Origin of the sequence: Neobacillus sp. YX16, assembly GCF_030123505.1 — a bacterium.
GTDB lineage: Bacteria > Bacillota > Bacilli > Bacillales > Cytobacillaceae > Neobacillus.
In genome coordinates this window covers 2,782,722-2,807,259 of the sequence record NZ_CP126115.1, presented here as the reverse complement: position 1 = coordinate 2,807,259, position 24,538 = coordinate 2,782,722, and the positions used below count along the sequence as shown (strand labels likewise).

30 protein-coding genes are annotated in these 24,538 nt (G+C 36.0%); 10 read left to right on the top strand and 20 right to left on the bottom strand.

Annotated elements, in window-relative coordinates:
• Window positions 1-226 precede the first annotated feature (226 nt).
• The gene (locus QNH48_RS13460; protein ID WP_283955364.1) at window positions 227-463 is read left to right on the top strand and encodes an ABC transporter; all 237 of its coding nucleotides are present in this window, start codon (window positions 227-229) and stop codon (window positions 461-463) included.
• A 322-nt stretch (window positions 464-785) separates the two neighbouring features.
• Window positions 786-1,253, top strand: coding sequence for a GreA/GreB family elongation factor (locus QNH48_RS13455; protein ID WP_283955363.1), 468 nt, complete (start codon window positions 786-788; stop codon window positions 1,251-1,253).
• Between the two features lie 88 nt (window positions 1,254-1,341).
• On the opposite strand, the gene QNH48_RS13450 is transcribed toward QNH48_RS13455, so the two are convergent.
• Together QNH48_RS13450 and QNH48_RS13445 are read right to left on the bottom strand one after the other, a co-directional pair.
• Window positions 1,342-2,133: a DUF2935 domain-containing protein gene (locus tag QNH48_RS13450; RefSeq protein WP_283955362.1), complete on the bottom strand. Its 792-nt coding sequence runs from the start codon at window positions 2,131-2,133 to the stop codon at window positions 1,342-1,344.
• 169 nt (window positions 2,134-2,302) lie between these two features.
• A complete protein-coding gene (locus tag QNH48_RS13445; RefSeq protein WP_283955361.1) occupies window positions 2,303-4,426 on the bottom strand; it encodes a glycoside hydrolase family 3 protein in 2,124 nt (707 codons plus the stop codon).
• A 188-nt stretch (window positions 4,427-4,614) separates the two neighbouring features.
• On the opposite strand from QNH48_RS13445, the gene QNH48_RS13440 reads away from it, so the two are divergent.
• Window positions 4,615-5,523 (top strand): helix-turn-helix domain-containing protein, encoded by a 909-nt coding sequence (locus tag QNH48_RS13440; protein WP_283955360.1) that lies wholly within the window; start codon window positions 4,615-4,617, stop codon window positions 5,521-5,523.
• A gap of 51 nt (window positions 5,524-5,574) precedes the next feature.
• Here QNH48_RS13440 and QNH48_RS13435 read toward each other — a convergent pair whose 3' ends face one another.
• Window positions 5,575-6,735: a DUF4317 domain-containing protein gene (locus tag QNH48_RS13435; RefSeq protein WP_283955359.1), complete on the bottom strand. Its 1,161-nt coding sequence runs from the start codon at window positions 6,733-6,735 to the stop codon at window positions 5,575-5,577.
• Between the two features lie 200 nt (window positions 6,736-6,935).
• On the opposite strand from QNH48_RS13435, the gene QNH48_RS13430 reads away from it, so the two are divergent.
• Window positions 6,936-7,397: a CBS domain-containing protein gene (locus tag QNH48_RS13430; RefSeq protein WP_283955358.1), complete on the top strand. Its 462-nt coding sequence runs from the start codon at window positions 6,936-6,938 to the stop codon at window positions 7,395-7,397.
• 56 nt (window positions 7,398-7,453) lie between these two features.
• On the opposite strand, the gene QNH48_RS13425 is transcribed toward QNH48_RS13430, so the two are convergent.
• Window positions 7,454-8,917: a DHA2 family efflux MFS transporter permease subunit gene (locus QNH48_RS13425; RefSeq protein WP_283955357.1), complete on the bottom strand. Its 1,464-nt coding sequence runs from the start codon at window positions 8,915-8,917 to the stop codon at window positions 7,454-7,456.
• Between the two features lie 208 nt (window positions 8,918-9,125).
• On the opposite strand from QNH48_RS13425, the gene QNH48_RS13420 reads away from it, so the two are divergent.
• Window positions 9,126-9,629 (top strand): CarD family transcriptional regulator, encoded by a 504-nt coding sequence (locus QNH48_RS13420; protein WP_283955356.1) that lies wholly within the window; start codon window positions 9,126-9,128, stop codon window positions 9,627-9,629.
• Window positions 9,630-9,672: 43 nt separating this feature from the next.
• Here the strand turns inward: QNH48_RS13420 and QNH48_RS13415 are convergent, their stop codons facing one another.
• From QNH48_RS13415 to QNH48_RS13385, 7 genes are all read right to left on the bottom strand, one after another.
• The gene (locus QNH48_RS13415) at window positions 9,673-10,125 is read right to left on the bottom strand and encodes a MarR family winged helix-turn-helix transcriptional regulator (RefSeq protein ID WP_283955355.1); all 453 of its coding nucleotides are present in this window, start codon (window positions 10,123-10,125) and stop codon (window positions 9,673-9,675) included.
• 80 nt (window positions 10,126-10,205) lie between these two features.
• Window positions 10,206-11,306, bottom strand: coding sequence for an MBL fold metallo-hydrolase (locus QNH48_RS13410; RefSeq protein ID WP_283955354.1), 1,101 nt, complete (start codon window positions 11,304-11,306; stop codon window positions 10,206-10,208).
• A 209-nt stretch (window positions 11,307-11,515) separates the two neighbouring features.
• Window positions 11,516-12,622: a D-TA family PLP-dependent enzyme gene (locus QNH48_RS13405; RefSeq protein WP_283955353.1), complete on the bottom strand. Its 1,107-nt coding sequence runs from the start codon at window positions 12,620-12,622 to the stop codon at window positions 11,516-11,518.
• A 94-nt stretch (window positions 12,623-12,716) separates the two neighbouring features.
• Window positions 12,717-13,247 (bottom strand): GNAT family N-acetyltransferase, encoded by a 531-nt coding sequence (locus QNH48_RS13400; protein WP_283955352.1) that lies wholly within the window; start codon window positions 13,245-13,247, stop codon window positions 12,717-12,719.
• A 33-nt stretch (window positions 13,248-13,280) separates the two neighbouring features.
• A complete protein-coding gene (locus QNH48_RS13395; RefSeq protein ID WP_283955351.1) occupies window positions 13,281-13,841 on the bottom strand; it encodes a DEAD/DEAH box helicase family protein in 561 nt (186 codons plus the stop codon).
• 189 nt (window positions 13,842-14,030) lie between these two features.
• Window positions 14,031-14,216, bottom strand: a complete 186-nt coding sequence (locus QNH48_RS13390; protein ID WP_283955350.1) for a hypothetical protein — start codon at window positions 14,214-14,216, stop codon at window positions 14,031-14,033.
• 397 nt (window positions 14,217-14,613) lie between these two features.
• A complete protein-coding gene (locus tag QNH48_RS13385) occupies window positions 14,614-15,183 on the bottom strand; it encodes a YitT family protein (protein ID WP_206021349.1) in 570 nt (189 codons plus the stop codon).
• Window positions 15,184-15,379: 196 nt separating this feature from the next.
• On the opposite strand from QNH48_RS13385, the gene QNH48_RS13380 reads away from it, so the two are divergent.
• Window positions 15,380-15,535 carry a hypothetical protein gene (locus QNH48_RS13380; RefSeq protein WP_283955349.1) on the top strand — a complete coding sequence of 52 codons (156 nt, stop codon included), beginning with the start codon at window positions 15,380-15,382 and terminating at the stop codon, window positions 15,533-15,535.
• Window positions 15,536-15,584: 49 nt separating this feature from the next.
• Here QNH48_RS13380 and QNH48_RS13375 read toward each other — a convergent pair whose 3' ends face one another.
• Both QNH48_RS13375 and QNH48_RS13370 read right to left on the bottom strand, forming a co-directional pair.
• Window positions 15,585-16,004 carry a vanadium-dependent haloperoxidase gene (locus QNH48_RS13375; RefSeq protein ID WP_283955348.1) on the bottom strand — a complete coding sequence of 140 codons (420 nt, stop codon included), beginning with the start codon at window positions 16,002-16,004 and terminating at the stop codon, window positions 15,585-15,587.
• A 17-nt stretch (window positions 16,005-16,021) separates the two neighbouring features.
• Window positions 16,022-16,297 (bottom strand): hypothetical protein, encoded by a 276-nt coding sequence (locus tag QNH48_RS13370; RefSeq protein ID WP_283955347.1) that lies wholly within the window; start codon window positions 16,295-16,297, stop codon window positions 16,022-16,024.
• 214 nt (window positions 16,298-16,511) lie between these two features.
• Between QNH48_RS13370 and QNH48_RS13365 the strand changes: the two genes are divergently transcribed.
• Entirely contained in the window at window positions 16,512-16,838 is a 327-nt protein-coding gene (locus tag QNH48_RS13365; RefSeq protein ID WP_283955346.1) for a hypothetical protein, read from the top strand.
• 168 nt (window positions 16,839-17,006) lie between these two features.
• Entirely contained in the window at window positions 17,007-18,446 is a 1,440-nt protein-coding gene (gene pdxR / locus QNH48_RS13360) for a MocR-like pyridoxine biosynthesis transcription factor PdxR (RefSeq protein WP_283955345.1), read from the top strand.
• A 39-nt stretch (window positions 18,447-18,485) separates the two neighbouring features.
• Here the strand turns inward: pdxR and QNH48_RS13355 are convergent, their stop codons facing one another.
• The 5 genes from QNH48_RS13355 to QNH48_RS13335 all read right to left on the bottom strand — a co-directional run bounded on the left by QNH48_RS13355 (window position 18,486) and on the right by QNH48_RS13335 (window position 21,713).
• Window positions 18,486-18,677 (bottom strand): hypothetical protein, encoded by a 192-nt coding sequence (locus tag QNH48_RS13355; RefSeq protein WP_283955344.1) that lies wholly within the window; start codon window positions 18,675-18,677, stop codon window positions 18,486-18,488.
• A 138-nt stretch (window positions 18,678-18,815) separates the two neighbouring features.
• Complete coding sequence (locus QNH48_RS13350; RefSeq protein ID WP_283955343.1) at window positions 18,816-19,364, bottom strand: GNAT family N-acetyltransferase; 549 nt, start codon at window positions 19,362-19,364, stop codon at window positions 18,816-18,818.
• A gap of 116 nt (window positions 19,365-19,480) precedes the next feature.
• Window positions 19,481-20,437, bottom strand: a complete 957-nt coding sequence (locus QNH48_RS13345; RefSeq protein ID WP_283955342.1) for an alpha/beta hydrolase — start codon at window positions 20,435-20,437, stop codon at window positions 19,481-19,483.
• A gap of 115 nt (window positions 20,438-20,552) precedes the next feature.
• Window positions 20,553-20,948 carry a hypothetical protein gene (locus QNH48_RS13340; protein ID WP_283955341.1) on the bottom strand — a complete coding sequence of 132 codons (396 nt, stop codon included), beginning with the start codon at window positions 20,946-20,948 and terminating at the stop codon, window positions 20,553-20,555.
• 78 nt (window positions 20,949-21,026) lie between these two features.
• A complete protein-coding gene (locus QNH48_RS13335; protein WP_283955340.1) occupies window positions 21,027-21,713 on the bottom strand; it encodes an N-acetylmuramoyl-L-alanine amidase in 687 nt (228 codons plus the stop codon).
• A gap of 191 nt (window positions 21,714-21,904) precedes the next feature.
• Here QNH48_RS13335 and QNH48_RS13330 point away from each other — a divergent pair, with 191 nt between their 5' ends.
• Window positions 21,905-22,912: a DUF3231 family protein gene (locus tag QNH48_RS13330; RefSeq protein ID WP_283955339.1), complete on the top strand. Its 1,008-nt coding sequence runs from the start codon at window positions 21,905-21,907 to the stop codon at window positions 22,910-22,912.
• Window positions 22,913-23,080: 168 nt separating this feature from the next.
• Window positions 23,081-23,398 (top strand): hypothetical protein, encoded by a 318-nt coding sequence (locus QNH48_RS13325; RefSeq protein WP_283955338.1) that lies wholly within the window; start codon window positions 23,081-23,083, stop codon window positions 23,396-23,398.
• 78 nt (window positions 23,399-23,476) lie between these two features.
• On the opposite strand, the gene QNH48_RS13320 is transcribed toward QNH48_RS13325, so the two are convergent.
• Window positions 23,477-23,767: a BC1872 family protein gene (locus tag QNH48_RS13320; protein WP_283955337.1), complete on the bottom strand. Its 291-nt coding sequence runs from the start codon at window positions 23,765-23,767 to the stop codon at window positions 23,477-23,479.
• A gap of 93 nt (window positions 23,768-23,860) precedes the next feature.
• Entirely contained in the window at window positions 23,861-24,469 is a 609-nt protein-coding gene (locus QNH48_RS13315) for a hypothetical protein (protein WP_283955336.1), read from the bottom strand.
• Between the last annotated feature and the right edge of the window lie 69 nt (window positions 24,470-24,538).

The following is a 24,538-nucleotide window of genomic DNA, read 5'->3' as shown; positions in this document are numbered from 1 at the left end:
AATCAAAAAAAACTACTGTCCGCCTGAGGTGGACAGTGTCCATGGGCGGTGCCTGTCACCATAATTGTCGCCATAATTGTCACCGTTATTATTACTGTAATTGTTACCGTAATTGTTACCGTAATTCACACGCCTATTTTGTGCCCCTTTTCATGTTTTTGCAAAACACCCTGTCCATCCTTTGCATAATATAATCTTGAACATCCATAGTCGGGAGGTGAATTCTATGAGTAATGGTCATTCTTCCTGTGGCATTTTGGGACTTTTCCTTGGGTTTTTAACAGGTGTGTTTTGGTTGCTGCTTTCCATTTTTCATGTCGTAACTGACTTCTTTACTTTAATTAATTTAGGCAGCCTTGGAGCTATCCTAAACATCCTTATTGCATTAATTGGTTTCCTAGTTCTTATAGTTTTTGGACTACTCATATTCAAGAAAGTCTGGCGCTGTTACATTAAAAAGTAAAGCCCAATTATTAAATAAATGACAGCCTCGATTTCAGAGGCTGTTTTTTCTTGATTAAATTCCATTGATATTAATTCTAAATAACAAATGGTCGGTATTCATGATATTTCCTTGAATATATGTTAAAATAATACTAATATCTTCCATTCAGTAAAGGGGCTATAGTCCTCTTTATTGTACAGAAACAGCTGCGCCAATATCACCGTTGGCCTATCTGCTTTCTTGTATGGAAGGTTTCATATTTTTATTTAGGAGGAATTAATAATGAGAAATTTAATGAAGTTATGCAAAAAGTTGAATCCTAGCTTGGGGGTTATCTATTATGAACCATAGTGCTTCTCAGAGTAGAAATTACTTCGTTCAACAGCTAGTTTATATTGATGAAAACATCAAGGAGCTAACGAATCTTTATCTCTCATCAACCCCTATTCAGGACCGATTAAAACACTTTTTTAATTTATATGTATTAGAAGTTGAGGATTTATTAAAAGTAAATCAAAAAAATAATCATATTTCATTTTACCCAAAGGTGTTAATTGGGACAAAGGTCACCGTATTGTATGACGAGGATAATGAAACAGAGGATTATGTCATTTGTTACCCAGAGCAATCGGACCCGGATCGGGGTTATATTTCTTTCTTATCTCCAGTAGGCAGACAGCTTCTATTTAAAAATAACGGTGAAAAAATCTCGTTAAAAATTCCAACTGGGGAACTTCCGGTAACGATTAAAGAAATTTCATTTGTTGGCCAACTTTTAAATCAAGAAATAAAAACCAAAGAGGCTTGAGAAAGTTAAATCGAAGGCGTTTCCAAAGTAAACAGAAAACAAACCTTCCACCTGTTCAAAGTGGAAGGTTTGTTTTTATAATAATTTATTAAGTTCCACTTAGACTAGCCTCAAACATATCAATGATTTCTAGGAATCTCGAAGCTTCCCTAAATGTATGGTCAGCTAAGAGTGGGTGAATGTTGCTCTTAATCCGACATTCTTCTATTAAATCTCTTGCTGTTTTCTTAAAATCCCTTAATGAAGCAACGGATACTTTATTTTGGTTTAAAAATTGACCAAGTAATGGTTGGGTTTCAGATTGTGGTCGCATATAGTCTAAATCAACTGCCTGGAACAACAATTTATCAAAATCATTACTAAACTCTCTCGCCTGTTCCACTAACTTTCTTTCCGAAGGATCTAAAAGGTGCCCGATAAACTTTGCATGGTCGGCCATAATCTTTAAGAAAAATACATTTTCTTCAATTATTGAATCAGGTGTCGGGGCTAATATTCCTTCATTTAATTCTTTTAAGCGATTAGCAAAATATGCCGCTTCTCTGCTAATATGGTCAATTAATAACGGGAAATTGTTATGCCTGATCTGACAGCGAAGAGTTAAATCTAATATCTTCCTTTTATAGCCATAAATCGCTGCTGCTGCTTGATAAACCTCGGTATTAAAAGCTTGAACTTGACGTAAATCCGAATTTACCGTAAACCTAGATAGCTTCTCCTCAATTCTCTCGAATAAAGCCATAAACTGCTGGGCTTCCTCAATTAATTGTTTCTGTTCATAGGTGAATCCAAGACTTAAAAATAAAGAATGTTCTTTCATAATCCTAGACCAAAATTTAATTTCGTCCAATGATCTAGCAACAATCGGATTTGCTGCCATTTTGTCCCTCCTCTTATATACACTTCCTTCCCATATATATGAAATGAAGGTTAGTCCATATTCCCTATGTTATTTTTGGTTAAATTTACCTTTTGTTTACCCCTAATCAATCTGGCAAATAAAAAAGCTAAGGCAAGAAACCTTAGCTAAAATTTTTCAATTAATATTATTAATATGTTAAGCCATAACCAAGTTTATAAACATTACCATCACTATCTTTATAAGCATATGAAAGACCTTCAGGCATATATTTGTCCTTGTCATAGCCGGGTACATCATTTGGTGACTTACAATTTCCATTTTCATCAACCGCAATGACTTCATCACTTGCTGGCAATGTTAGCGGTAATACACCCACTGGTTGGAATTGGCCAGCGATTACCTCAAATTGTGGCTTAATGAATGTATCGTAACCAGCAATCAACGCATCTGCTAAAGGTTCAACATTTCCAAGAATCCACGGCAATGTGAAATTCACACTGATGATAACTTTTCCTCCGCGAACATGGACACTGTCACAAACTTCCTTCAGATGATCCATACCCGTTAACGTAGTTTCTTGATAGGTTGTACCATCTAATGCTGTTAACGTTTTATTTTCGCATAATTCAAGTTCTAACAGACCTGGTGTTGCATTGAAATAAGCTCCAGACTTTGGATGAAGGAACAAAATAGCTAGATCCGCTTCTTCATAATTATTGACCAGTGTAAATAGGCCAAGTTCTTCGCATTCCTGCCTTGCCTTTTCGGTATAAGAAGCAGCTCGTTCAGTTTCCTTGTGTAAAACTTCCACGTAAACCTTCTTCCCATTTACGTTTTCAGCTTTTAAAGGTAATGTCTGATTTGAATTCTTCAGAATCGTTACTGATTTTTTATGTGCTTCATAAGCAGCTTCCCAATGTGCTGGAGTACTAACCACTGAAGCAGCATAATCTGGTGAAACATACGTACGATCATCAAACAATCCCAAAGTAAACATTTCTGTAAGAAGTCTTACATTTGCTTCATTAATACGCTTTTCGCTAATCCAGCCATTTTCGATGGCCTTTTTAAGATTTTCAACATCATTTGAATCAGAAACAAGATCTGTCCCGGCATTAACGGCTTTGGCAAAACGTTCCGCCTCGCTTAAGTGTTCAACGCCCCAGCTCATTTTACTTGTGACACCGCTATCGCTATTAATATAGCCTTTGAATCCTAGTTTTTCTCTGAGAATATGCTGTAAGAAATAATGATTAAAAGTAAAGCCAACTTCCTCGAAAGGAATATCTTGCCCTTCGAATTCTTGCACCACACTTTTCTTGATACTAGGGATTGAATAGTATGGCATAAAGGATGAAGTGCCATGTTCTATCGCTGCCCGAAACGGTGGCAGATGATACTGCTCTAAGCTTCCAGGAGTTGGATATAGATTCCATTTACCCTCTTCATAATGGGGATCAAATCCATTTTCCCTTGCTCCTCCGCCAGGAAAATGCTTGGTTGTCATAGCAATACTATGTTTTCCTAATTCCTCTCCTTGGAATCCGTCAATGAGGCGGCCGATTGCATCCGAAATAAATTCTGTGTCCTCACCAAACGTACCATATATCCGCTGCCATCTAGGATCTGTGACAGTATCAGCCATATACATATATCCCTTGCGTAAGCCCGTTGCATCCCACTCATCGTGCGCTATTTGGGCAAATTGACTAATAAGTGATGCGTCCCCGCCATTTTTCATATCTCCCTTAGCCGCTGCAGCAAGACCTAACGTTCCTGGCCAGGTCGAAAAAATACCTGATGCATCATTCATGCCAAACACAGCTTCCGCATGTTCGTTTCTTGAATTAGATGCGATTAAACAAGGAATACCTAGACGCGTTCCCTCGCATAATTCATTCATTTTATTAACCCACTCAGCCATTTGAGAGGGACTCCAATTGTCTCTTAGGATAAAGTGGCGCAAATGCATGTTTTCAATGGTATGCGTTGTTCCATATACTTTAGAAAGCGCAAAAATAGTTTCACCCTTTTCAACAATCGCTTCATCTAACACACCATCATGGCTTGTCTTGCTCTTATCTTTTTGAGAGAGCCCCATCGGACGGCTATTAATCAGCATCATGCCGACCTTTTCATCAATATTCATCAATGAGACTAGATTCTCCGCACGTTCTTTTGGACTCAAACGCCAATCTTTGTATGGCTCTAGTTTCCCACTATTATTCAAGTCTTTAAATTTCAATCCATCTACTTCAATGATTTTCTTGACCCTTACTTCTAATTCAGGTTGTTTGTGGCTATTTTCCACTTTAGCGCCTCCTATACTTCCACGACTATTGATTCAACAAAAAATTCACTCTTAATAGGGTGCTCAATTTTGGATTTATCATTATTTCAATTTCCTTAACAATGTTATAATAACAACAAAAAGTGATAAAAAAATATCATTTATTGCTAAAAATATTGTAATTGTTGCTTTATGAGAGGAAGACAGAAATGAAACAGTCGATACATATCCCAGTAGTCAATCAGTCTTTTGAAATTCATGATTTCAGCCATAAAAATCAGTCCTATAATTTGCTCAAAAAATATAACGAATCAGCAGAAAGATTTTATCAATTGGATCCTTTATTTCGCTTACACACTCACGATTGTTTGGAGATTCTAGTATTTTTAGGCGGTGATTGTGATTTTTTTTGTGAAGGAAAAACCTACACTCTAAGGAGAGGGGATATAGTGGTGGTGCCTTCTAATGCGGTTCATCAGGCAATCGTTAAGAATATTGATCACTATGAACGCATCATCATCAACATTAGTAATCGTTTAATGACAGACTTTGTAACAGTTTCACCGTCTATGAATGAAAACATTGTTTTTCAAAAGACCCAAGGTTCTTATGTGTTACATCTGAATGCAGTGAACTTTCAAGATATCATATCTTTACTTCATGAAATAACTTATAGAATAAAAAATGGTGAAGAAAACTTTTCCTTCACCTTACAATATTTATTATTTCAAGTGCTTCAAGTCATATTTAATCCTGCAAGTAGTTTGCCAAACCTAAGTAACAAAGAAGATCACGATGAAAGGCTCCTGTCGATACTGGAATACATTGAATCACATTTAACAGAACACGATCTAAGTTTAGACAAGGTTTCGAGCTATTTTCATTTAAATAAATACTATTTTTCTCATTATTTTAAAAAACATATGAACCTTCCGTTTTACCGGTATGTATCATTGAAACGGTTATCATTTGCGGTAACGATGATCAAACAAAAGCAGATCCCGATAGAGAAAATTGCTTTAAAATGCGGTTTTCCTGATTATTCAAGTTTTTATAGGCTCTTCAAAAAAGAATACAATCTTTCTCCTAAAAATTTGCAAAAGGATTATAAAAATTAGGAAAGGGTCAATCCCCCAATGCATTAAAGCATGGGGGACTAACCCACTACATTAGTGTATTTCTGATTCTAGCCTGAATCCTTCAACGACAACATCATCATCGATTTCCAGCAATAAACACCGTTTTCCTTGGAACATAATATATTTTACATGTTTCAAATCCATCGGACTAAGTGATAAATTTGCAACCTTTGTTTCAATTTTTACCGATTTAGGAACTAAATTGCTCGCTTTTAGCTCATGTTTTTCATCATCTACGATTGCTTTGAATGCATGTTCCACTTTAGCAGTATCTACATTTTCAACGCCGCTAACCGTTAAAATACGTTCGATATCCCGAGAATCCAACTTAGGTGCTTCACTTTCTTCATTTTCTTTACTCTCCTGGACCACCCTGTCAATTTCCTCATAGACGTTAGAAATAACCTGGGAATCTACTGTATCACCGATGACTTTATTCAGAATTAGTTCAAAACTATCCTTTTCCTCCAAAGCGGTTATAATTTCTTCGCAATTGAGTACCTGCTCAATAAATGTCTCATCCGGTTGATTCGCTTTTCCTGCACAATATAGGATATGGTTCACATCAGCAGCATTGTCATTGAAAGCAGGGAACAAAAATCCTGACAATGGTTGTGCTAGATTAATAATCGGGTCAAAGGCGTTATTGGATCTAAATTCTCTTTCAATATAATCAAAAACCAGTGCTTTTTTCGGCTGATCGGTTTTATTGAGACTGCAGAGGATGAACTCGTTGGAATAAACTTCATCATTCCCGCCTTCTTCCGATTCTAGGTCACGTTTTTTCGTCGCTTTACGGTATTCTCCCCGGATAAACGTCACCACTGTATCAAATTCATAAACGGTATGAGCAAACATTTTCCCTACGATTTGGTGCATATATTCAATCCAATCATCGGTGGTATCAGTCTGCAAACCATCAAAGAGGATCATTTGGGTGCTGTCCTCCACATCCCGATGAAATTTCAGCTCAAATAGTTTGGCATCGAGAGCCCCTGTCAAAACCTTTTTGAAATTCATTAAAAATAACTCTTGTGACTCCTGATCTACCATTTCAAACGGTGAAATGACTGAGTGGTAAATCTCACCGGACTCTTTCTGAACATAAACATTTAGGATTTCTTGAATTTTCATAAGATCATTGTTTAATTTAAATTGCTTTCGGATATTAGCTATGTCTTTTGCATTCATTTTATCTCAACTCCCATCCTTCGATTATACTGTTCAAAAAGAAAAATAGTAATACTTGACAATTCCCCCTCCATATCCGTACTGCACCCTTAGGACTCAAATTCGACATATTTTTTTATTAGAGAACACAGTTTTATTTGTGTTAAGCTATTGTTTAATATTGAATGTATGCGATTGCAACATGAAAAGAGGGACCTATAATGCAGGTAAGAGACTTCATGATTACAAAAGTTTTTACTGTTAAACCTTCGAATACTGTCAAGGAATTGCTGGATATACTCAATTCAAATCGAATTGGCGGTGTACCTGTTGTTGATGATAAAGATCATTTGGTAGGAATGATATCTGATGGAGATGTATTACGCTACCTTGCTCCAAAACCTCTGGGTATCGCTGGTCTTGCAGGTCTTGTTTATATAATAGAGGAGGAAGAACTCGAAGATCTTATAAAAGAAAAATTGGACACACCTGTAAAAGATATTATGACCAAAAGAAATCTTCTCTTCGTATCACCTGATGAAGCGTTTGATAAGGCAGCCCGTTTATTATCGCGGCATCATTTCAAAAAACTCCCTGTTGTAAATGGAGCGGGCCGGTTCATTGGTGTGCTAAGCAGAGGAGACATTATCCATAATATTTCAAAAAAGATAATCTCATCATAAAAAAGAAACCATTCGAAAAGTAAACTTTTCTGAATGGTTTTTTGATTAGATTTCTTTTAAATATACAAACTGCGAACAGCTTCTGTTGTTTTCACAGCTGCTAAAGATTTTTCCGTTACTGTGCTTGTTTTTTTTACAAAGAAAGAACTAATTAATCCAACTACAGAGATCCCAGTAATAAAGTAGAAGGCATATTTAATTCCTGCAGCTAATATTTCAGGCTGGGATGCATTAGGAAAATCCATTACATGGCTGTTTTGACCACTTGTAAATACCGTGATGGCAATCGCTGTGCCAGCTGCCCCAGCTACTTGATTCAATGTATTCATAGCTGCTGATCCGTCTGCATATAACTCACGAGGTAATTGATTCATTGCATTTGTTTGTGCTGGCATCATGACCATCGTTAACCCAAAGAATAAAATCATAAATGGAACAACAATTTGCCATGCAGGTGTATGGCTTGAAATAGTAGATAGAAAAACGACGTTCCCCACTAACACAAATATGAAGCCAATAATGGTGAAACGACGCGCTCCAATTTTATCGAACAGAGCTCCTACAATGGGTGAAAGAATAAAGTTAACTGCATTACCAGGAAGTAATAATAAACCAGCCATCGCCGCACTAAATAATAAAGCACCTTTTAAATACATTGGTAATAAAATTCCTGTTGATAAAATGATTAAAATACCAAGAAACATCGTCAATGTCCCTAATGTAAACATTGGATATTTAAAGACACTTAAGTTAACCATAGGCTGAGCCATTTTATTTTGACGAATACCAAATGATAGTAGTGCGATAATACCTACTAGTAAAGGTGCCCATACTTTTGGAGATGAAATAGCTACTTCAGCCATCGTACTCAAAGCAAAAATTAATCCTCCAAAACCAATTGTTGATAAAAGAATCGACGAAATATCAATTTTAGGCTTGGTAATTTCCGAAACATTCTCAATTTTTACTACGGCAACCAAGATCAATAATACATAAGCAATGGCACTAAACCAGAAAATATATGGCCAGCTTAACGTACTTATAATAACTCCTGAAAGTGTTGGTCCTAAGGCTGGAGCAAGTGTAATAACAAGACCCATAAGCCCCATTACAACTCCACGCTTCTGAATTGGGAAAATAAGAAGCATCACACTTAACATGACCGGTAATAAAAGACCAGTTCCAATGGCTTGTACGACACGACCAAGTAATAAAATACCAAAACTGAAATTTAGCGCTGCTAAAATTGCTCCTAACAACGAAATAGCAAGTCCCCCGATGACTAATTGTCTTGTCGTAAACCATTTCATTAATAGAGCTGAGATTGGCACTAAAATCGCTAATACTAATAAATATCCTGTTGTCAGCCACTGTGCAGTCGCAGCTGGAACTGAAAATTGTTCCATAATATTTGATAATGCCATGTTCAAAGCCGTTTCCCCGAATAATCCTGCGAAAGCACCTAACATTAAGACAAATGCCATTGTTTTAGGATTTTTAACTTGAATTTGTGTACTCATAACAATCTCCTTTTATATTAATCTATGTGCTGAAATGATAGTCGTAATTTCAATTATCAGCCCTTATCCAATCTCCGTTGTACACCCCCACTTACGAACGAACCTGCTAAATATATCAAATTTTTTCTTTAAATGTCAACCAAGTTGACAAAATATTTTTTCTGCTTTATTATAAACTTAGTTGACGATTTTTATTAGGAGTGAACAAATGTATAATATTGGAGATTTGGTTATCTATTCCGCACATGGTATATGTAAAATTAACGATATTTGCGAGAAGACCGTTTCAGGTATTACGAGAAGCTATTATGTTCTAAATCCAATGGATAATAAACATCATTTAACGATAAGTATTCCTGTTAATAATGATAAAGTGGCGATTCTTGATCTGATTCAAAAAGAGGAAGCACAAGAAATACTTGAATCCTTTAACTATCCAGGGGTAGAGTGGTATGACAAAGCAACTCTAAGTCTTACTATTTTTTCCGATATTTTAAGCACAGGTGATAGAAAAGAGATTGCTAAAGTATTCAATACGCTAATGAGGAAAAAAATCGAAGTTGAACTCCACGAAAAAAAACTTAATGAACAAGACTGTAAGCTTTTGATCTCTTCACAAAATATATTATTTAAAGAATTAGCAATTTCATTAAACTGTTCTTACGAAGATATAAATGAAATGATTATTAGATTAATCAAGGGAATTAACTAAAAAAACCCACGCTCTGTTACACAAAGCGTGGGTTTTCAAATTATTAAATATTCCAATCTAGCTTTAATATTTCTTTTAGAACACTTACTTGCTCAGGACCAATTTTTTCAGCAATTTTATTCTCAAGCTGAGCCTTCAGGGCCTCGTTTTTTTCGTAGCATTCCTCACCTAATGCTGTTAATTGGATGCACTTTTCTTTCTTATTGTTTTCAACATTTTCAACTTGTACTAACCCTTTTTCAGAAAGTTTATTGATAAACTTATGTATCGCCTGACGAGAGATTTCTACATTTTTTGTAATATACGAAATGTTCGGCTTTCTTTTATAAATCCTTGCCATGATATACCATTCTGAATTTGAAATATGGATCTCACTTTGATTATTCCATGACGTTTCTGAAATTTTCCGAACTAAACTATGCCGTTCACTTAATAAGTCAATCAGATCTAAATGTTGTAATTCAGAGTTTGAAATCAAATGTTTCACTCCAATCATATTCTACACCACCTACTATACAAAATCCGAAATAGGATGTCAATTTGGTTGACATCCTAACCCTTTACCTCAAGTGAGTTTTAAGCTTTGTGGTATTTCCACCAAGTATTAGATGCTGGCAGACTGCCATCCAGAACAAGCGTTTCTCCAATTCTTGGTGTGATAAGAGTAACTTCTTTTTCTTTTGCTGCACATATTGCACGTTCTACTGGATCTGTCCAGCTATGATACGCCAATGTAAATGCACCCCAATGAATCAGCATCATGTTTTTGCCTTTAATATCAAGATGAGCTTGAACAGATTCCTCTGGCCTCATATGTATAGCTGACCACCGCTCATCATATTGACCACCTTCTATTAAAGTAAGATCGAATGGTCCATATTTTTCACCAATTTTTTTAAAGTGAGGTCCATATCCGCCATCACCACTGGTATAGATTCTCTGATTTTCCCCAAGAATCACCCAGCCATTCCATAGTGTTGTATCTCGATTCAATACTCCCCTGCCGGAAAAATGCTGCGAAGGTACGGAAGCAATCGTTACACCTTGCCATTCAAGTTCATCCCACCAATTACATTCAGTGATTCTATCTTTATCTACTCCCCACTTGATTAGGTGAGCTCCTACACCAAGCGGAACAAAGAAGGTACCCACTTTATTCTTAAGTCTCATAATAGATGGATAGTCTAAATGATCATAATGGTCATGTGTTATCAAAACCGCGTTGATATGAGGAAGCTCCTCAATAATATACAATAAATCTTCACTGTAGCGTTTGCTACCAATAAACGAAACCGGTGATGGCGATGGACCAAACATCGGGTCGATTAAAATCTTTTTACTCTCTATACTGATTAGGAAAGTTGAATGACCAAACCAAGTTAAACTTTCTTGATCACTTTTTATTTTTTTCCAATCAAGAGAAATTGGAATTGGATTAGAGGGTTTTCGGTCCTTTCTTCCTGTCATTGAGTCTTTCATTAACGAAAGAATGGTAGAAATGCTCATCTTCATATCCGTAGGGCTTTGATTGATAAACTTTCCATTCTTATAATGACTACAAAGACGGTACCTCTCTCGGTCCATTTTACTTGGGATTCCTCCAAACACTGGGTGCATGGTTACAAAGAGTGTAATGCCAATCGCTATTGCACCAAAAAAAACAAGTAGATAAATCATAATAATTATTTTCCCCCTAAAAAAAAGACCGCTTAATTAAGAAATTGGATTTACCCCTATCTCTATCATATCTAACACGAAGTCATGTTTCAATTTAGACTATTATAGCAATAAGAAGTTTACTCAACAGTAAAATAATAAACCTCCATCCACTCAAGGAAGGAGGTCTCTATTTCAACTCTTCAATTCTTAACCAGTCAACGTTCCTTTTACTTTACCATCCCGCGTGCATCCACTTTCCACACATCTAGTACTTTTCCATTTTCATGAACCACATATTCATTAAACTGATTGACTACTGTGCAGGCATGGTTTGGTATGATTTGTACTTTATCATTTAACTTTAAGTTTGTTTCATATAATAAAATCCCTACGCCATGCTCTTCTGATAAACGGTCGATGAGGACTTCAGGGTGTCCGATTATATGTCCGAACCCGCTGACTGTTTGATTTCCGTGAGCACCCTTGTCTAAACAAAGAGACTTACTGCCTGTATCTATTATAATGCGATTTTTATAGATACCTACTACAGAGGCAAGCAGCGTTAGAGCACAATTCTCAATGCTTGTTACACCCAATCCAGCTTGGATGGCATCGAAAAACACGGCATTACCAGGTCTAATTTCGGTTACTCCAGGTACTTTGCCTGAAATTTTATATGTTGGGGTGGAACCGACACTGCGAATTGGAATTTGGATTCCAGCCTTTTCACACTCATTTGCACTATCCACCACTGAAAACCCTTCCTGATTTCCAATTGCTTCGACTTCATTATATGATTTTGCTGCATAAGAATGTCCGGCATGGGTAAATATCCCGCACAGCTTTAGCTTAGAATGAGACATAATAGCTTTTGCTAATTGGACTGCTTCCTGACCCGGTTCAACACCACAACGATAGAGCCCAGAATTTACTTTAATCCAAACCTCTAAAGTATAAGGCGTATGTTCTAGTCCTTTTTGCAGATATCCTAAAGATTCCTTATTGTCTACGGACACCTTTAGTTGAACTCCTTTTTGTAAAAGCTTTATTACTCTATTAATTTTGTCTGGGCTTGAAATCGGATAGGCAATTAATATATCCTTAATCCCGCCTGCAGCCATTACTTCGGCTTCACTAATTTTAGCCGTTGTTACTCCAACAGCTCCAGCTTCTGTCTGCAGCTGTGCTATTTTCACAGATTTGTGTGTTTTGATATGGGGCCGATAAGAGACACCCTGTTCTTTTGCAAAGTCAGCGATGTCACTTATGTTCTTTAACAGCTTTTGGTGGTCCAGCAACAAGGTTGGAGTGTCTAGTATTCTAAATATCGTCATTTTACGCATCCTCTTTTTTTATAGAAAAATGATTGATTTAAAAAAAATTCATTCCATCATTAAGAATTGCAGCCGTTACGATTAAGACTATTAGCTAGTTCTCTCCTAGGTACTTCTCCATACGGATATCGAACCACATTTTATCAGCCCAATAGGTGAAATTTTCGATTCGGCCGATTTCCTTGTAGCCTAGCTTCTCATACAGATTTCGAGCCTGTTTATTAAATTCAAACACGCCCAATTCTACACGATTTAACCCATCCTTCTTAATCTCCTCTTCTAAGAAATGGATAGCGTGGTACCCGATCCCTTTCCCTCGTCCTTCCGGTTCTCCAATGGTAATGCCTATCCAGGCAGTTCCTTCCTCTTTCTTATAGAGATGGTTCGGATCAACCATATAGTTCATTTCACCAATCAATAGGTCATCAAGATAAATCAGATATGTGTGATGGTGATCCAGTCTTTTTTTTAGGTCATCCAGGGTCATGGTGTCACGGCGTTCTAAAGCAGCCCTGTTTTGGTTAGGTCGTGTTAGTGGGATTAATTCGGGATCGTTATCCCATCGATTAAAAACCTCTACAAGCGTTTGGTCAGGGTTTGTTAATTTGATGTATTTAGTCTCCATAATGTTCTCCTCTTCTTAAAACTTACCAGATATTTATAAAAGAAATTTGTCTTTAATGACTTTCGCTACTTCTTCGGCACTCATGCTTGTATTATTAATTCTGATATATTCCTCTTTGGAAATTTCTCCCTCTAAGGAATTTAATCTGTATTTTTCCAATGACTTCTTTAGATTATTTTCAGACCATTCAATATTTCTTTTTGTAGGTTTATGCTCAAGTCGATGTGGACTTTTATTTCGCTCAAGTCTTTCATTCAGGTCAGCCTCAAGTTCGACGAAGTAAACAGTGCCGCCTCTTGACTCAAAAATCTTACAGACTTCATTGACATAGTTCCAATCAGATGGATGGTTAAACGCCCAGACATAGGTAAAAATCAAGCCTTCCAAATCGCTTTTTGCTGCGGCTTCAAATATCTCCTTCCGAAATAAGCTGACTAATCTTTGTCCTTCTTTCGTACCGAAGTCAAAAATGGGGGTAACCATTTCAATCGTCATGTGATTATGAAAAAGCTTCAATCCAGTTATTTTAGCTAATTCCTGCCCAACTGTCATTTTCCCAACAGCCTGCGGACCAAATATTAAAACAAATTTCATATATCCTCCTAAAAAAATTCAATATTACTATAATGATATTAAATTCTCTCTCTATAATACAATTCCTTCTTTTTGATTATACAAGACTTCCATCTGTTTTTTTACATAAAAAAAAGGCGCTACTCCAATGGATTTGCCCCTGATGTTGGATATTGTTTACAAACGGTGTTCACTTTGAACCATTCAATTTTAAAACATCTCATTAATTTCCCAAGATTCAAGAGTTAAATATGCGGTCTGCGGATCCATACCATTACCCATTAAATAGGTTATTGCAGCCACTTCCTGTAATGCATGTGCAAATGACGTATGTTTGGCTTCATGCAATCCATATATTACAAAAGGAGCAATACTATTTAACACATGTGATTTCATTCATCGAGGTCCGCGTTTATGCTTCCCTGTAAGTTGGCTTTTAAATGGCGGCAGGAGTCTTCCCAATCCTTTAAGCTTTCGTGATTAATAAGTTCTGGATTCCTTTGATTCATACCCTCTCAATTTAACTCAGCGATTTTACACCATTCCAACAAATCACCACGGTATTGTTTTGGCTCATTCATTTTGATTCATTACCCCACCCTGTTTGTTTTTTATCATCCTACAAATGAAATAGAAATATCTCACACCTTTGAATAATCACAATCTCATACTATGTACCGCGTTTGTCCCAAGATTAGGCGTTAACCCATAGGCACAACGAATAACTTCAGTTATTTAAAGAACTGTAGTAATTATATATATCTGAGCCGTTCCCTTTTGACTTATCACTGGTTCAATATTTCTTTTCAATCAGAAAAGTTGTTATCCCAACAGTGGTTATAGCGACACAAGAATAAAGGAAGCTGTCCGTTTCCAGTACACTAAAACCTGCTAAAACAATAATTCCATCGATTAGTATAATGACAAGTGCTAAATTTAAAGAAAACCTTCCAGAAATGATTTTTGCGAGTAAGTCCGTACCCCCTGTACTCGACTTATACCGCAGCATCAAACCAACTCCCGTTCCAATGATGACTCCTCCTATTAACGCACTACCAAGCTGTGAAATGATAAATTGATGACGAAGCGGTGAGAGTAAATCAATAAATAAAGAAGAGACCAACAATCCCTGCAAACTGCTAAGAAAATAACTTTTCTCACTCAGTATTGACAATACACAGATTGGGGCACTCAAAGCGATCATGGTCATTCCTGTCTGAAAATGATAGAAATAATGAAGGATTAATGCAATTCCTAGGATTCCACCATCAATTAAATGATTAGGCACAAGAAACCCGTTTACTCCAATTCCTAATAGCAAACTGCCAATAATAGTGGCTATAAATTTCTGAAAAATAAACATCACCTTGTCCTATCTTTTTAGTCTATAATTATGTAACCAATTTGGAATTCAGAATCATAGATAAATATAAGATTTTTTTGGGAAAACAGGTGTCTGACTAATGAGTTACCCAAATAAAAGAATGTTTTTTCCCTTTTTGTGAACAATAAATTAGCGATTATTTTTAACGCAAAATGTATTGATTGGGGTGACTGATATGAAAAAAGATTCATATTCCAAAGGAGAACCAACTCTCGCGGAGGGTATTAATACTGAGGATATATTAAGTCAAGATGCCACTCAGGAGGAAATTGAGAACGGGGAATCAACGAATGTGACGGTTTTGACTTTAGATGAAAACGACCCAAGCTAATGTGAAAAGTTAAGCTATGCCTAAAAAAGCGATGCTTTAAGCATCGCTTTTACCTCAATTTTACATTTTGCACTCTTAAAACTTTCACAACCACTTCACCAATTTGCCTGCCTAAATCTAATCCATCATCGTTATCTACTTTAAAATGGACTCCTGCATATAGACGAGATTGAGCACTCAATTCCATTCTTCCCTTTATTTCAGATACCTCTTCAGGAAAAAAATAACTTAATAGAACCTCTGCACAACCTGCCACAGTAGCGTGTGCAGAGGGATAGGACGGAAAACGAGGTGTTGACAAAACAGGAGATAGGTCGTTGCTATATTGGTTTGGACGTGCCACGTCCCAAAGGTATTTAAAATACCAGGTTATAACAAATGCATCATTTAATGAAGCATGAAGAAATCCTAACACCCTAGCTATATCGGGTGACCCCAGCCTATGCTTGTCTGCTAAATCACAGGTCATAGTAGAAATTCTCTCCGTTATCTCACTGTTCCCCAATATTTTGCAATTTGTATTTGACTTGGCGTTAATAATTTTAATGTTGCCTCTACTATTGGTAATTCTTTCTCCCAATCAATATCATTAGGATTTTTAATTCTCCAATTAATGCGCTGACGAAAAGGGTCTAAGAATATATTGTCTTTTTCTCTAAAAATAAAAAACATTGGCCAATCTCTTGGTTCTGAGGATCCTTGAGGAGGGTTTTCTTCCCCTGGGTAAGGATATTCTGACCATCTTCTGTAATTTGCTCGCATACATCATCCCCCCTTTTTAAAGGTTTCTTAGTTATTTATGAAAAATTGATATGAAAAATGACCCATATTTCCACATATCGCAACGGAAATTTCAAACCTATCAATTTCTTGGACTATGCCTGCAATCAAAATGTAAATATTCTGTCACTGTAATAGAGTTGATGTTAGGAGATTGAAAGTATAAACTTTACCTACTAATTAAGGAGTGATTAAATTGAATACAATAACCGTAGATAAGCTGACATTTAAGAAAAAATTATCGATGATTGAGCAATTTGCAATCAAAGATTTCCTTTTTAAATGGGTTGGCAGACCAGCAGAAGGTATAGATGAATTTCTACCACTTGAATACACAGAATGTGTCTTTGCGAAGATGGAGGCAATACAGGAAAAAGCTTTTGTGATAAATGGGAATGAGCATTTCCGATATGCGACCATAACAGAGGCTAATCAAATGGTGATCGGATTTTTAGATTGGAATAATGAGTTAAAGCATAGAGTCCTTTCTCTAGATGAGGTTTTAATTGGTAAGCACTTTTAGTTGCTTACCTTTTTTAACACTACGCTTCCCACAACGCCCTACCCATATTATTTCCGCCCCCTTCAGTCCCTTCCATCGTATAAATTCTTGAATTGGTTTCAACAAATGAATTATTTTTTGGAAAAGTATACAATGGTAGTAGAGACCTCAATTAAAAGGATGTATCACATGGATTGGAAACCGAATAGAGATTCAAAAATGCCTATTTATAAACAACTTGCTTTATATATTGAGACCGGAATTGGTGATGGAACTTTTCCGCATGATAAACCTCTACCTTCCGAAAGAGGTTTGGCTAAGGAACTTGGTGTAAATAGAAGCACAGTGATCGCTGCTTATGATGAATTGGAATCAAATGGTCTGATTGATCGAAATAGGGGCAGCGGAACAACCATCAGTAAAGATATTTGGGGCCTTTCCAAGAAACGGATCCCAAGTTGGAACCGATATATTGAGGCAGGTTCGTTTTTACCAAATTTGCCTGTTACGCAAAGAATACACAAAGAAATGGCCGAGCATAGCCTAATAAATTTAGCTAGTGGTGAATTGTCTCAGGATCTCTTTCCGATGCATTCATTACGAGAGATTACTTCTAATCGGTCCTTTATTGGATCATTAGGATACGACCATCCCAAAGGTAATGCTATCCTGCGGCAAACCCTTTCGAACCATGTTAGGCAGTTTCGTGGAATTGAAACGAACCCATCATCGATACTAGTTACATCCGGTGCACAACAAGCGCTGCATCTGGTTGTACAATGTTTGTTAAAACCTGGGGACGCTGTCGCGATTGAAAATCCTTCCTATCATTACAATCTACCAGTGTTTAAATCAGCAGGAATCAAAACATATGACTTAATGGGAGATCAAAATGGAATTGATCCCAATGATATAACTGCATTGTATAAAAAACATAGAATCCGAATGATTTTTTTAAACCCTATTTTTCAAAATCCAACCGGTACATTAATGTCTGAAGAAAGACGCAAAAAGGTTATTGAAATATCATCTGAATATGGAATTCCCGTTGTTGAGGATGATCCTTACAGTCTAACCTCTTTTACAGGAGAAAAAATTCATACCCTTAAATCATTAGATCATTATGGGAATGTTTTATATATTAGCTCCCTGACCAAAATCGTAGCATCAGGTTTGAGGATAGGCTGGATTATAGGTCCAAAAGCGGTAATCGAAAGGTTATCAGATGCCAAGCAGCAGGTTGATTTTGGACATGCCAGTTACACCCAATGGATTGCAAATGACTTTCTAGATTCGACGAACTTCGAATCACATATTAAGAATTTAGTTATTCATTTAGAAAGTAGAAGAAATCAAATTGTCAATAGCCTTCAAACTTATCTAAACGACCAAGTAGATTTTTATATTCCTAAAGGCGGAATTCATATCTGGTGCAGGATAAAAAAAGAATTTAATGAAATTCATTTACTCGAAGAGTCCATTAAACGGGGAGTCATTTATGTGCCTGGTTTAACCATGGGTTCTGAAAAAGGATTTGTCCGTTTTACGTTTTCACGGGAAAATGAAGTAGATATTAACGAAGGAATACGAAGGTTTGCGGATGCTCTAAAGGCTGTTTCCAAGAAATGATAAGGATCAGGATTTTATTCTGATCCTTTTAACCATTTTCTAAGTCAGCCAAATGTAGATTCCTAGGGAAACTAATGATATAAAAATAATCACCACATATATTAAAGTTAAATTGGTTGTATTCCTTTTTGTGGAATCGCTATAGTTTTCATCAGGCTTCCCCGTTAATGCCAGGGTTGAAACCACAGCAACAATTAAGATTAAAACGACTAAAACAGATAATATCTCCATGCTGCACCTCGTCTTTTTTATTAGTGCTATTTACTAATTAATGATAGCGCAACTTGAACTTTTCTTAACCATCCAATTCATCTAAAAATAGACCATCCACTTTAAACATTTTTCAAAACTATCTCTATGTACAAAATATTACGGCTGATTACTCCTACCCATTAAAACGGTATTGTAGAAATTTCCGTCGGATAAAAGTTTGTCATACTTTAAAGTCCCTTCCACTTCAAACCCATATATTTGATACAGCTTTATCGCTTTATCATTCGTTTCGAGAACATTCAAGTTCATTTTCTTTATTCCATTGGTGTCTGCCCAAAGAACACATTCTTCTAAAAGCCTTTTTCCTATCCCATATCCCCAATATTCTTTTAATACACAAACACCAAACTCTACTTTATGGGAGGAACGTTTCAATTGGTTCCCTTCACATCTGGAAAAACCTATAATTCTATCATTAATTTCTGCTACTAAAAATAAGTTGCTGACCCGTTCTGAATCTTCTTTAATCATATTCTTAAAACCCGTTTCATTTATGTAAGCCTCGCCTGGTTCTCTATCTAAATTTTCTGTTTCGCCATCTATCTGTACTCGTACTTCAGATAAGCTCTTCGCATCTTTCTCCATTGCAGACCTGATAAAATAACGTAAACCATTGATAGTAAATTCTTTTTGTTTAACAATCATAACGGAATCCTCACTTTCTATAAAATACTCATTCATATATTTTATTATTCTATGTTTTGTATGTAAATTAAAAAGCGCAATGGAATATTAACTAATCCATTGCGCTAGAGTTATTTTTAGATACTGACCGATTCTGGTTGAGGCTGGAACGCCTTTTTCAACGCTTGAACATATTCATTTCTTGCTTGTTTCCCTATTTCTGAAGTTGGATTTAAAAGTTCAAAACCATGGTAAGCACCAGGATAGAGGTGGAATTCAACAGCAACTCCTGCCTGCGCCAATTTAGCTACGTATTCAATGGTTTCATCACGGAACGGATCTAATTGACCAACACAAGTAAAGGTAGGTGGCAGGTTAGAAAGATTTTTTGCACGAGCAGGTGCTGCATAGGGTGAAATTTCTCCGTTTGCATGTTCACCTAAATACATCCTCCACCCTGCTAAATTATTTCCACGATTCCAGATCGCACGTTCGTCTGTAATTTCGTAACTAGAAGGTGTAACATTACGGTCATCAATCATCGGATATAATGGCATTTGGAAAGAGATAGCTGGCCCCTTGCGATCACGAGCTAACAAACTTAATGCCGCGGTCAATCCACCACCTGCACTTTGACCCGCGACAGCAACACGCGACACATCAATCTTTAACTCATCCGCGGCATTGGTCATCCATACCAAAGCAGCATAACAGTCCTCTAATGGCGCAGGATATGGATGCTCAGGAGCAAGGCGGTAATCCACGGATACGACAACACACTCTGCTTCTTCAGCAAAGAGTTGGCAGTCGCCATCAGAGCCATCCGCATCTCCTAATACGTAACCTCCCCCATGAATAAATAAAAGAGCTGGAAGCTTTTCCGCATTTCTCGATACAGGTTCATAAATCTTAACCTTCATATCTTGTCCATCACCGCCAGGTATAGTGAGTGTCGAAATGTTAACGCTTTCAGATTTTTCAATTGGAATGACAGGAGCTTGTCTAGCTGCCTCCAATCCTTCGGGAAGATTAAGCGGCGGGAAAACCGTGAGTATTTCTTTCAATTCTGAAGCTACTCTACTAATAAAATCCATACAAAAACCTCCAATTCATTCATAACACTATAATACTATGAATAATCATAGCCTGCACAGTAATCATATGCTGTTACATATAATGTTATAACTTCCTACTAGACTTTTAGACCTATTAGTTTCTTATTTTTTTCAAATCTATAAAATCCAAGTTTTCCACCGATTGATTCTTTTCCTTCCAAATAATAAATAAAAGCAGTTTGGACTCTTTATCATTGTAGGTACACTCATTCTTACATTCATAGATATAATATCCATTTTCATTCAATAATGGTAAACCACTTTCATAATGAGGATGAATATTAAAATTGAGATTTTCGACCTCTTTTTTACCTTTATATTTAACTACAATTCGATAACTGCTATTCAGTCCTTCTATTTTTGCATTTATCGTAATAAGCCAATTCCCATCTTCACCCATATAGGTAACTGTTTTTCCACTTACCATCACTTCATAGAATGAAACGAACAGGACCAATATAATAATAGAAAAAATAAGCTTCTTTCTCAAAAAAAACACCTCTTTATAAGAGATGTAAAATAAATTTTTTTATGACTGCTAATAGTTAGTATATTAATAGCGTTTATGTTAAACCATTATTGCTGGATATCCTTTTGCTTTCAAATCTTCTACTAAGCTCTTTGCGTTATCGATATCTGAAAATGCCCCCACTTGCACACGATAAAGCATAATAGCATTTGATGAAACTTCTGGTTTCTTTTTCAGTCCATACTGAGCAACAAGTCCCTCTACAACCGCTTTTGCTGCTTTTTTTTGATATTCAGATGTTCTCATTTTCATAGCCTCGTTTTGGTTAGTCATAAAGGCGAATTCTATTAATATAGCCGTCATTTTCGTTTCTCTTATCATTTGGAAATCTGCTGCTTTCACTCCACGATTACGAAATCCTAATACTTTTACTAAGTTAGTTTGTATTTTTTCAGCAAGATCAGCTGCCTCTTTTGGCTTTGTTGTGTACATATATATTTCAGTCCCGCTAGCACTGTTCCAACCAGATCCATAAGCATTCAGATGATAATCAATGTGGACATTTGCTCCCCAGCCATTAACAAGCTCGCAGCGTTTGTTTAGCGGAATATCACTAATCCCAGTTGGATCATCAATCCGTTTTTGAATGACACCTTCAAAATTTCCTAGTTCCAACATCACAAGCTTCACAATCTCACTCGTTACCTGCCATTCTTTATATCCATCAGGTGACCTCTTTCCCGGTGTGCCAAGTGCATGTCCTGCGGCATGAGTTATTTTGATCATACTAATATCCTCCCTTTTTTCAGATCCCATTTCTTTCACCTTATATATATATATGAAATGCAAAAAAGGACAGGGTCTGTAGAAAATATTTTATTAAAATAACTTTTTTGTAAAAATAATGATTTTTATACAAAATTGGGTAAATTAAGGATAATTGTATATTTTGAACACATTAACAGGAGGTACAGGTATTGATATTAACAAACCCTATAAGCGCTTCAGAGATTGGAACATTGTGGCTTACATATGGTGAAAAAACCCTTATTATGAGAATGTTGGAACACTTTATCGAAAAGTCAGATGACCAACAAGCCACAAATATTCTTGGTGGTTTGTGGCAGGAGTTAAATTTCTATGTATTACAAATGGAACAGATATTTAGAGATCAAGGAATGGTGAAACCAATTGGCTATACAAAGGAAGATGTTAATTTAGAAGCTCCTAAGTTATTCGATAATGGGTTCGATGTAATGTTTGTCCGAGTATTAAAAGAAGTAAGTATGGGCATGTACACCATTAATATGAATATGGCTTATAATGACAAAGTTATGCAAATTTATGAGGGACTAACCTCAGTCACACAGAAAATTTATAAATTGTCTACCCTTTACTTACTAGAAAGAGGGATACTTACTCTACCGCCAAAAGTAACGATGCCAAAAACAAATGAATTTATAAAAAACAAAAGCTACCTGGATGGTTTAAATCCTTTTGGGGATAAACGAGCTTTAAATGACATTGAGCTTGGGATTCTTCACCATGGGATTGAGACAAATAATATTGGACTTCAGCTGATTACAGGTTTTGCTCAATGTGCAAAAAACAAAGAGGTTAAGGAATATTTCGTAAAAGGAAAAGTGCTTGCTAAGAAACAAATCAAAGTTATGCAAGACATTCTTCTTGAGAGCGATGTTCAGATTTCAGCTACTTCTGGAGGCACGGTAACAACATCAACTGTATCTCCATTTTCTGATAAGCTGATGATGCACTGTATTTACCTGCTCAATGGATTTGGTTTAGTAGGAAATAGTTTCGGTACTTATTTTAGTATGAGGAAGGATATTTCCGTAAAATCAACCTTCTTAGCCAAAGATGTTTATTTCTACGCACAGGAAGGAATTAAGCTAAAGATTAAGAACGGCTGGTTTGAGGAACCGCCACAAATGGAAGATCGCTCCAATATTATTAAAGGTGAATAATCATACCTAACCAAAGGTTAGCACAAACATGGTGTTGGCCTTTTTTCAATTAAAATTTAAAAAATATAAATACACATGTACCTCCCTTGTTATATTTATCACATCTTCTGCAATCTTACCAATGTAAAATAATATTGAATCATCAAAAATAACTAGGAGGATGTTCTATTGTTAAAATTATTGATTTTCGTTCTAATTCTAATTACGTTGGTTTTGATGAGTATGTTTATTGATGGTGTGATGGAGCTACATAAGCAAGAAAAAGAAGAGAAGAAAAATATTATAAGAGACGGAATGGAAGGTTATTTAGATAGAACCTTTGGATTTGGTACTTTTACCATCTTTAAAACCCTTCTTGATGCTGATGGCCATACAAGATACTTAGTGTATTTACCTAAATACGAATGGTTTAAAGCTCCGAAATATGAATGGTATGAAGTCTATGCTACCCAGAGTGGATTTAAGCATGAAGCAATAAAGGGATGATATAAAATAAGCCCAATGCTCGAAATTATCTCGAGTAATTGGGCTTTTATACGATTTGTCCGCAAATATTTACTTTCTCTATAACCATTCATCCGCAATCGTGCTATTGTCGGCGAGAGAGAATGCTGCATTCGTGATGGCTTCAGGTAACGTTTTACCTGCTTCACAAACCTCATTAAAGCAAACCTCATAATTTCCTTTTTCCGTATATGTATAGCCTAAGTTTTTTAACCTTTCAACAATTAACAGCGCATGCTCAAGGTTTTCGTGTGGATTAAAATCATAAATAAAACCACCTTTTTCCGGATCATACCATCGATTCAATTTCCATCCTAGTATTCTCCGTGAAATAACCTCTATTTTGTTCATATCGTATGACCTCTTTTGCTCTAGATGATTATATTTTATCATTTCAAAACGATACAAGCATCATGAGGATATGGACAATTAATATAAAATGACTCAGACAATAGAGCTGAGCCATTTCAATCTATTTGAGTAAACACCTTTTTCCGAAACAGGAATATAATACTTTTCTGCTATATTCTCATTTTGGTAATTCTTTAGTTTTCCTTCATAAACTAAATGAACATTAGGAACACATTGGAAATCATATGGTGCTATTAGTGAAATAGGCTTTTGAAATTGAATGATAGTAGATTCCTTAAGTATAAAGGCAACAAATTGAGAACAGAAGAAAGCATTGTTTCTTTTTAATGGCTTATTAAACATAACACCGAATAATCCTAAAAAATTATAACGATAATGTTTCTTTTGTGTCTCAATTTCTTGTAAGTTGTACTTCATCTTTTGGATTTGGCTCTCTGTTACGTTAATAGAATAAAGAGCACAGTCTGCTTGTTTGAATAATCCTTCCCTAACATCTTCCTTAACAAACCCTCCAATAAATGGGTTTCGGGCTGTTTTTCTCCCAAAGCTATATACCTCTGATAAATTATGATCAAAGGCTATTGAAGCATGATTATATGGTTTTTTCGTATAAAGCTTAATTAGTTTTGTTAATAAAGAACCTGTATTCGTTAAAAGAATATAAACCTCTTTTTCTATCAAAATCCTCAGCCTCCTAATAAGGTTTTCAAGAAAACTTCTCTGTTTATACTATACATATAAAAACTTAAG

Bases quoted from the DNA above. Each gene is read 5' to 3' on its own strand.
- QNH48_RS13460 (WP_283955364.1), top strand. From the start codon at position 227: ATGAGTAATGGTCATTCTTCCTGTGGCATTTTGGGACTTTTCCTTGGG.
- QNH48_RS13455 (WP_283955363.1), top strand. From the start codon at position 786: ATGAACCATAGTGCTTCTCAGAGTAGAAATTACTTCGTTCAACAGCTA.
- QNH48_RS13450 (WP_283955362.1), bottom strand. From the start codon at position 2,133: ATGGCAGCAAATCCGATTGTTGCTAGATCATTGGACGAAATTAAATTT.
- QNH48_RS13440 (WP_283955360.1), top strand. From the start codon at position 4,615: ATGAAACAGTCGATACATATCCCAGTAGTCAATCAGTCTTTTGAAATT.
- QNH48_RS13435 (WP_283955359.1), bottom strand. From the start codon at position 6,735: ATGAATGCAAAAGACATAGCTAATATCCGAAAGCAATTTAAATTAAAC.
- QNH48_RS13430 (WP_283955358.1), top strand. From the start codon at position 6,936: ATGCAGGTAAGAGACTTCATGATTACAAAAGTTTTTACTGTTAAACCT.
- QNH48_RS13425 (WP_283955357.1), bottom strand. From the start codon at position 8,917: ATGAGTACACAAATTCAAGTTAAAAATCCTAAAACAATGGCATTTGTC.
- QNH48_RS13420 (WP_283955356.1), top strand. From the start codon at position 9,126: ATGTATAATATTGGAGATTTGGTTATCTATTCCGCACATGGTATATGT.
- QNH48_RS13415 (WP_283955355.1), bottom strand. From the start codon at position 10,125: ATGATTGGAGTGAAACATTTGATTTCAAACTCTGAATTACAACATTTA.
- QNH48_RS13410 (WP_283955354.1), bottom strand. From the start codon at position 11,306: ATGATTTATCTACTTGTTTTTTTTGGTGCAATAGCGATTGGCATTACA.
- QNH48_RS13405 (WP_283955353.1), bottom strand. From the start codon at position 12,622: ATGACGATATTTAGAATACTAGACACTCCAACCTTGTTGCTGGACCAC.
- QNH48_RS13400 (WP_283955352.1), bottom strand. From the start codon at position 13,247: ATGGAGACTAAATACATCAAATTAACAAACCCTGACCAAACGCTTGTA.
- QNH48_RS13395 (WP_283955351.1), bottom strand. From the start codon at position 13,841: ATGAAATTTGTTTTAATATTTGGTCCGCAGGCTGTTGGGAAAATGACA.
- QNH48_RS13390 (WP_283955350.1), bottom strand. From the start codon at position 14,216: ATGAAATCACATGTGTTAAATAGTATTGCTCCTTTTGTAATATATGGA.
- QNH48_RS13385 (WP_206021349.1), bottom strand. From the start codon at position 15,183: ATGTTTATTTTTCAGAAATTTATAGCCACTATTATTGGCAGTTTGCTA.
- QNH48_RS13380 (WP_283955349.1), top strand. From the start codon at position 15,380: ATGAAAAAAGATTCATATTCCAAAGGAGAACCAACTCTCGCGGAGGGT.
- QNH48_RS13375 (WP_283955348.1), bottom strand. From the start codon at position 16,004: ATGACCTGTGATTTAGCAGACAAGCATAGGCTGGGGTCACCCGATATA.
- QNH48_RS13370 (WP_283955347.1), bottom strand. From the start codon at position 16,297: ATGCGAGCAAATTACAGAAGATGGTCAGAATATCCTTACCCAGGGGAA.
- pdxR (WP_283955345.1), top strand. From the start codon at position 17,007: ATGGATTGGAAACCGAATAGAGATTCAAAAATGCCTATTTATAAACAA.
- QNH48_RS13355 (WP_283955344.1), bottom strand. From the start codon at position 18,677: ATGGAGATATTATCTGTTTTAGTCGTTTTAATCTTAATTGTTGCTGTG.
- QNH48_RS13350 (WP_283955343.1), bottom strand. From the start codon at position 19,364: ATGATTGTTAAACAAAAAGAATTTACTATCAATGGTTTACGTTATTTT.
- QNH48_RS13345 (WP_283955342.1), bottom strand. From the start codon at position 20,437: ATGGATTTTATTAGTAGAGTAGCTTCAGAATTGAAAGAAATACTCACG.
- QNH48_RS13335 (WP_283955340.1), bottom strand. From the start codon at position 21,713: ATGATCAAAATAACTCATGCCGCAGGACATGCACTTGGCACACCGGGA.
- QNH48_RS13320 (WP_283955337.1), bottom strand. From the start codon at position 23,767: ATGAACAAAATAGAGGTTATTTCACGGAGAATACTAGGATGGAAATTG.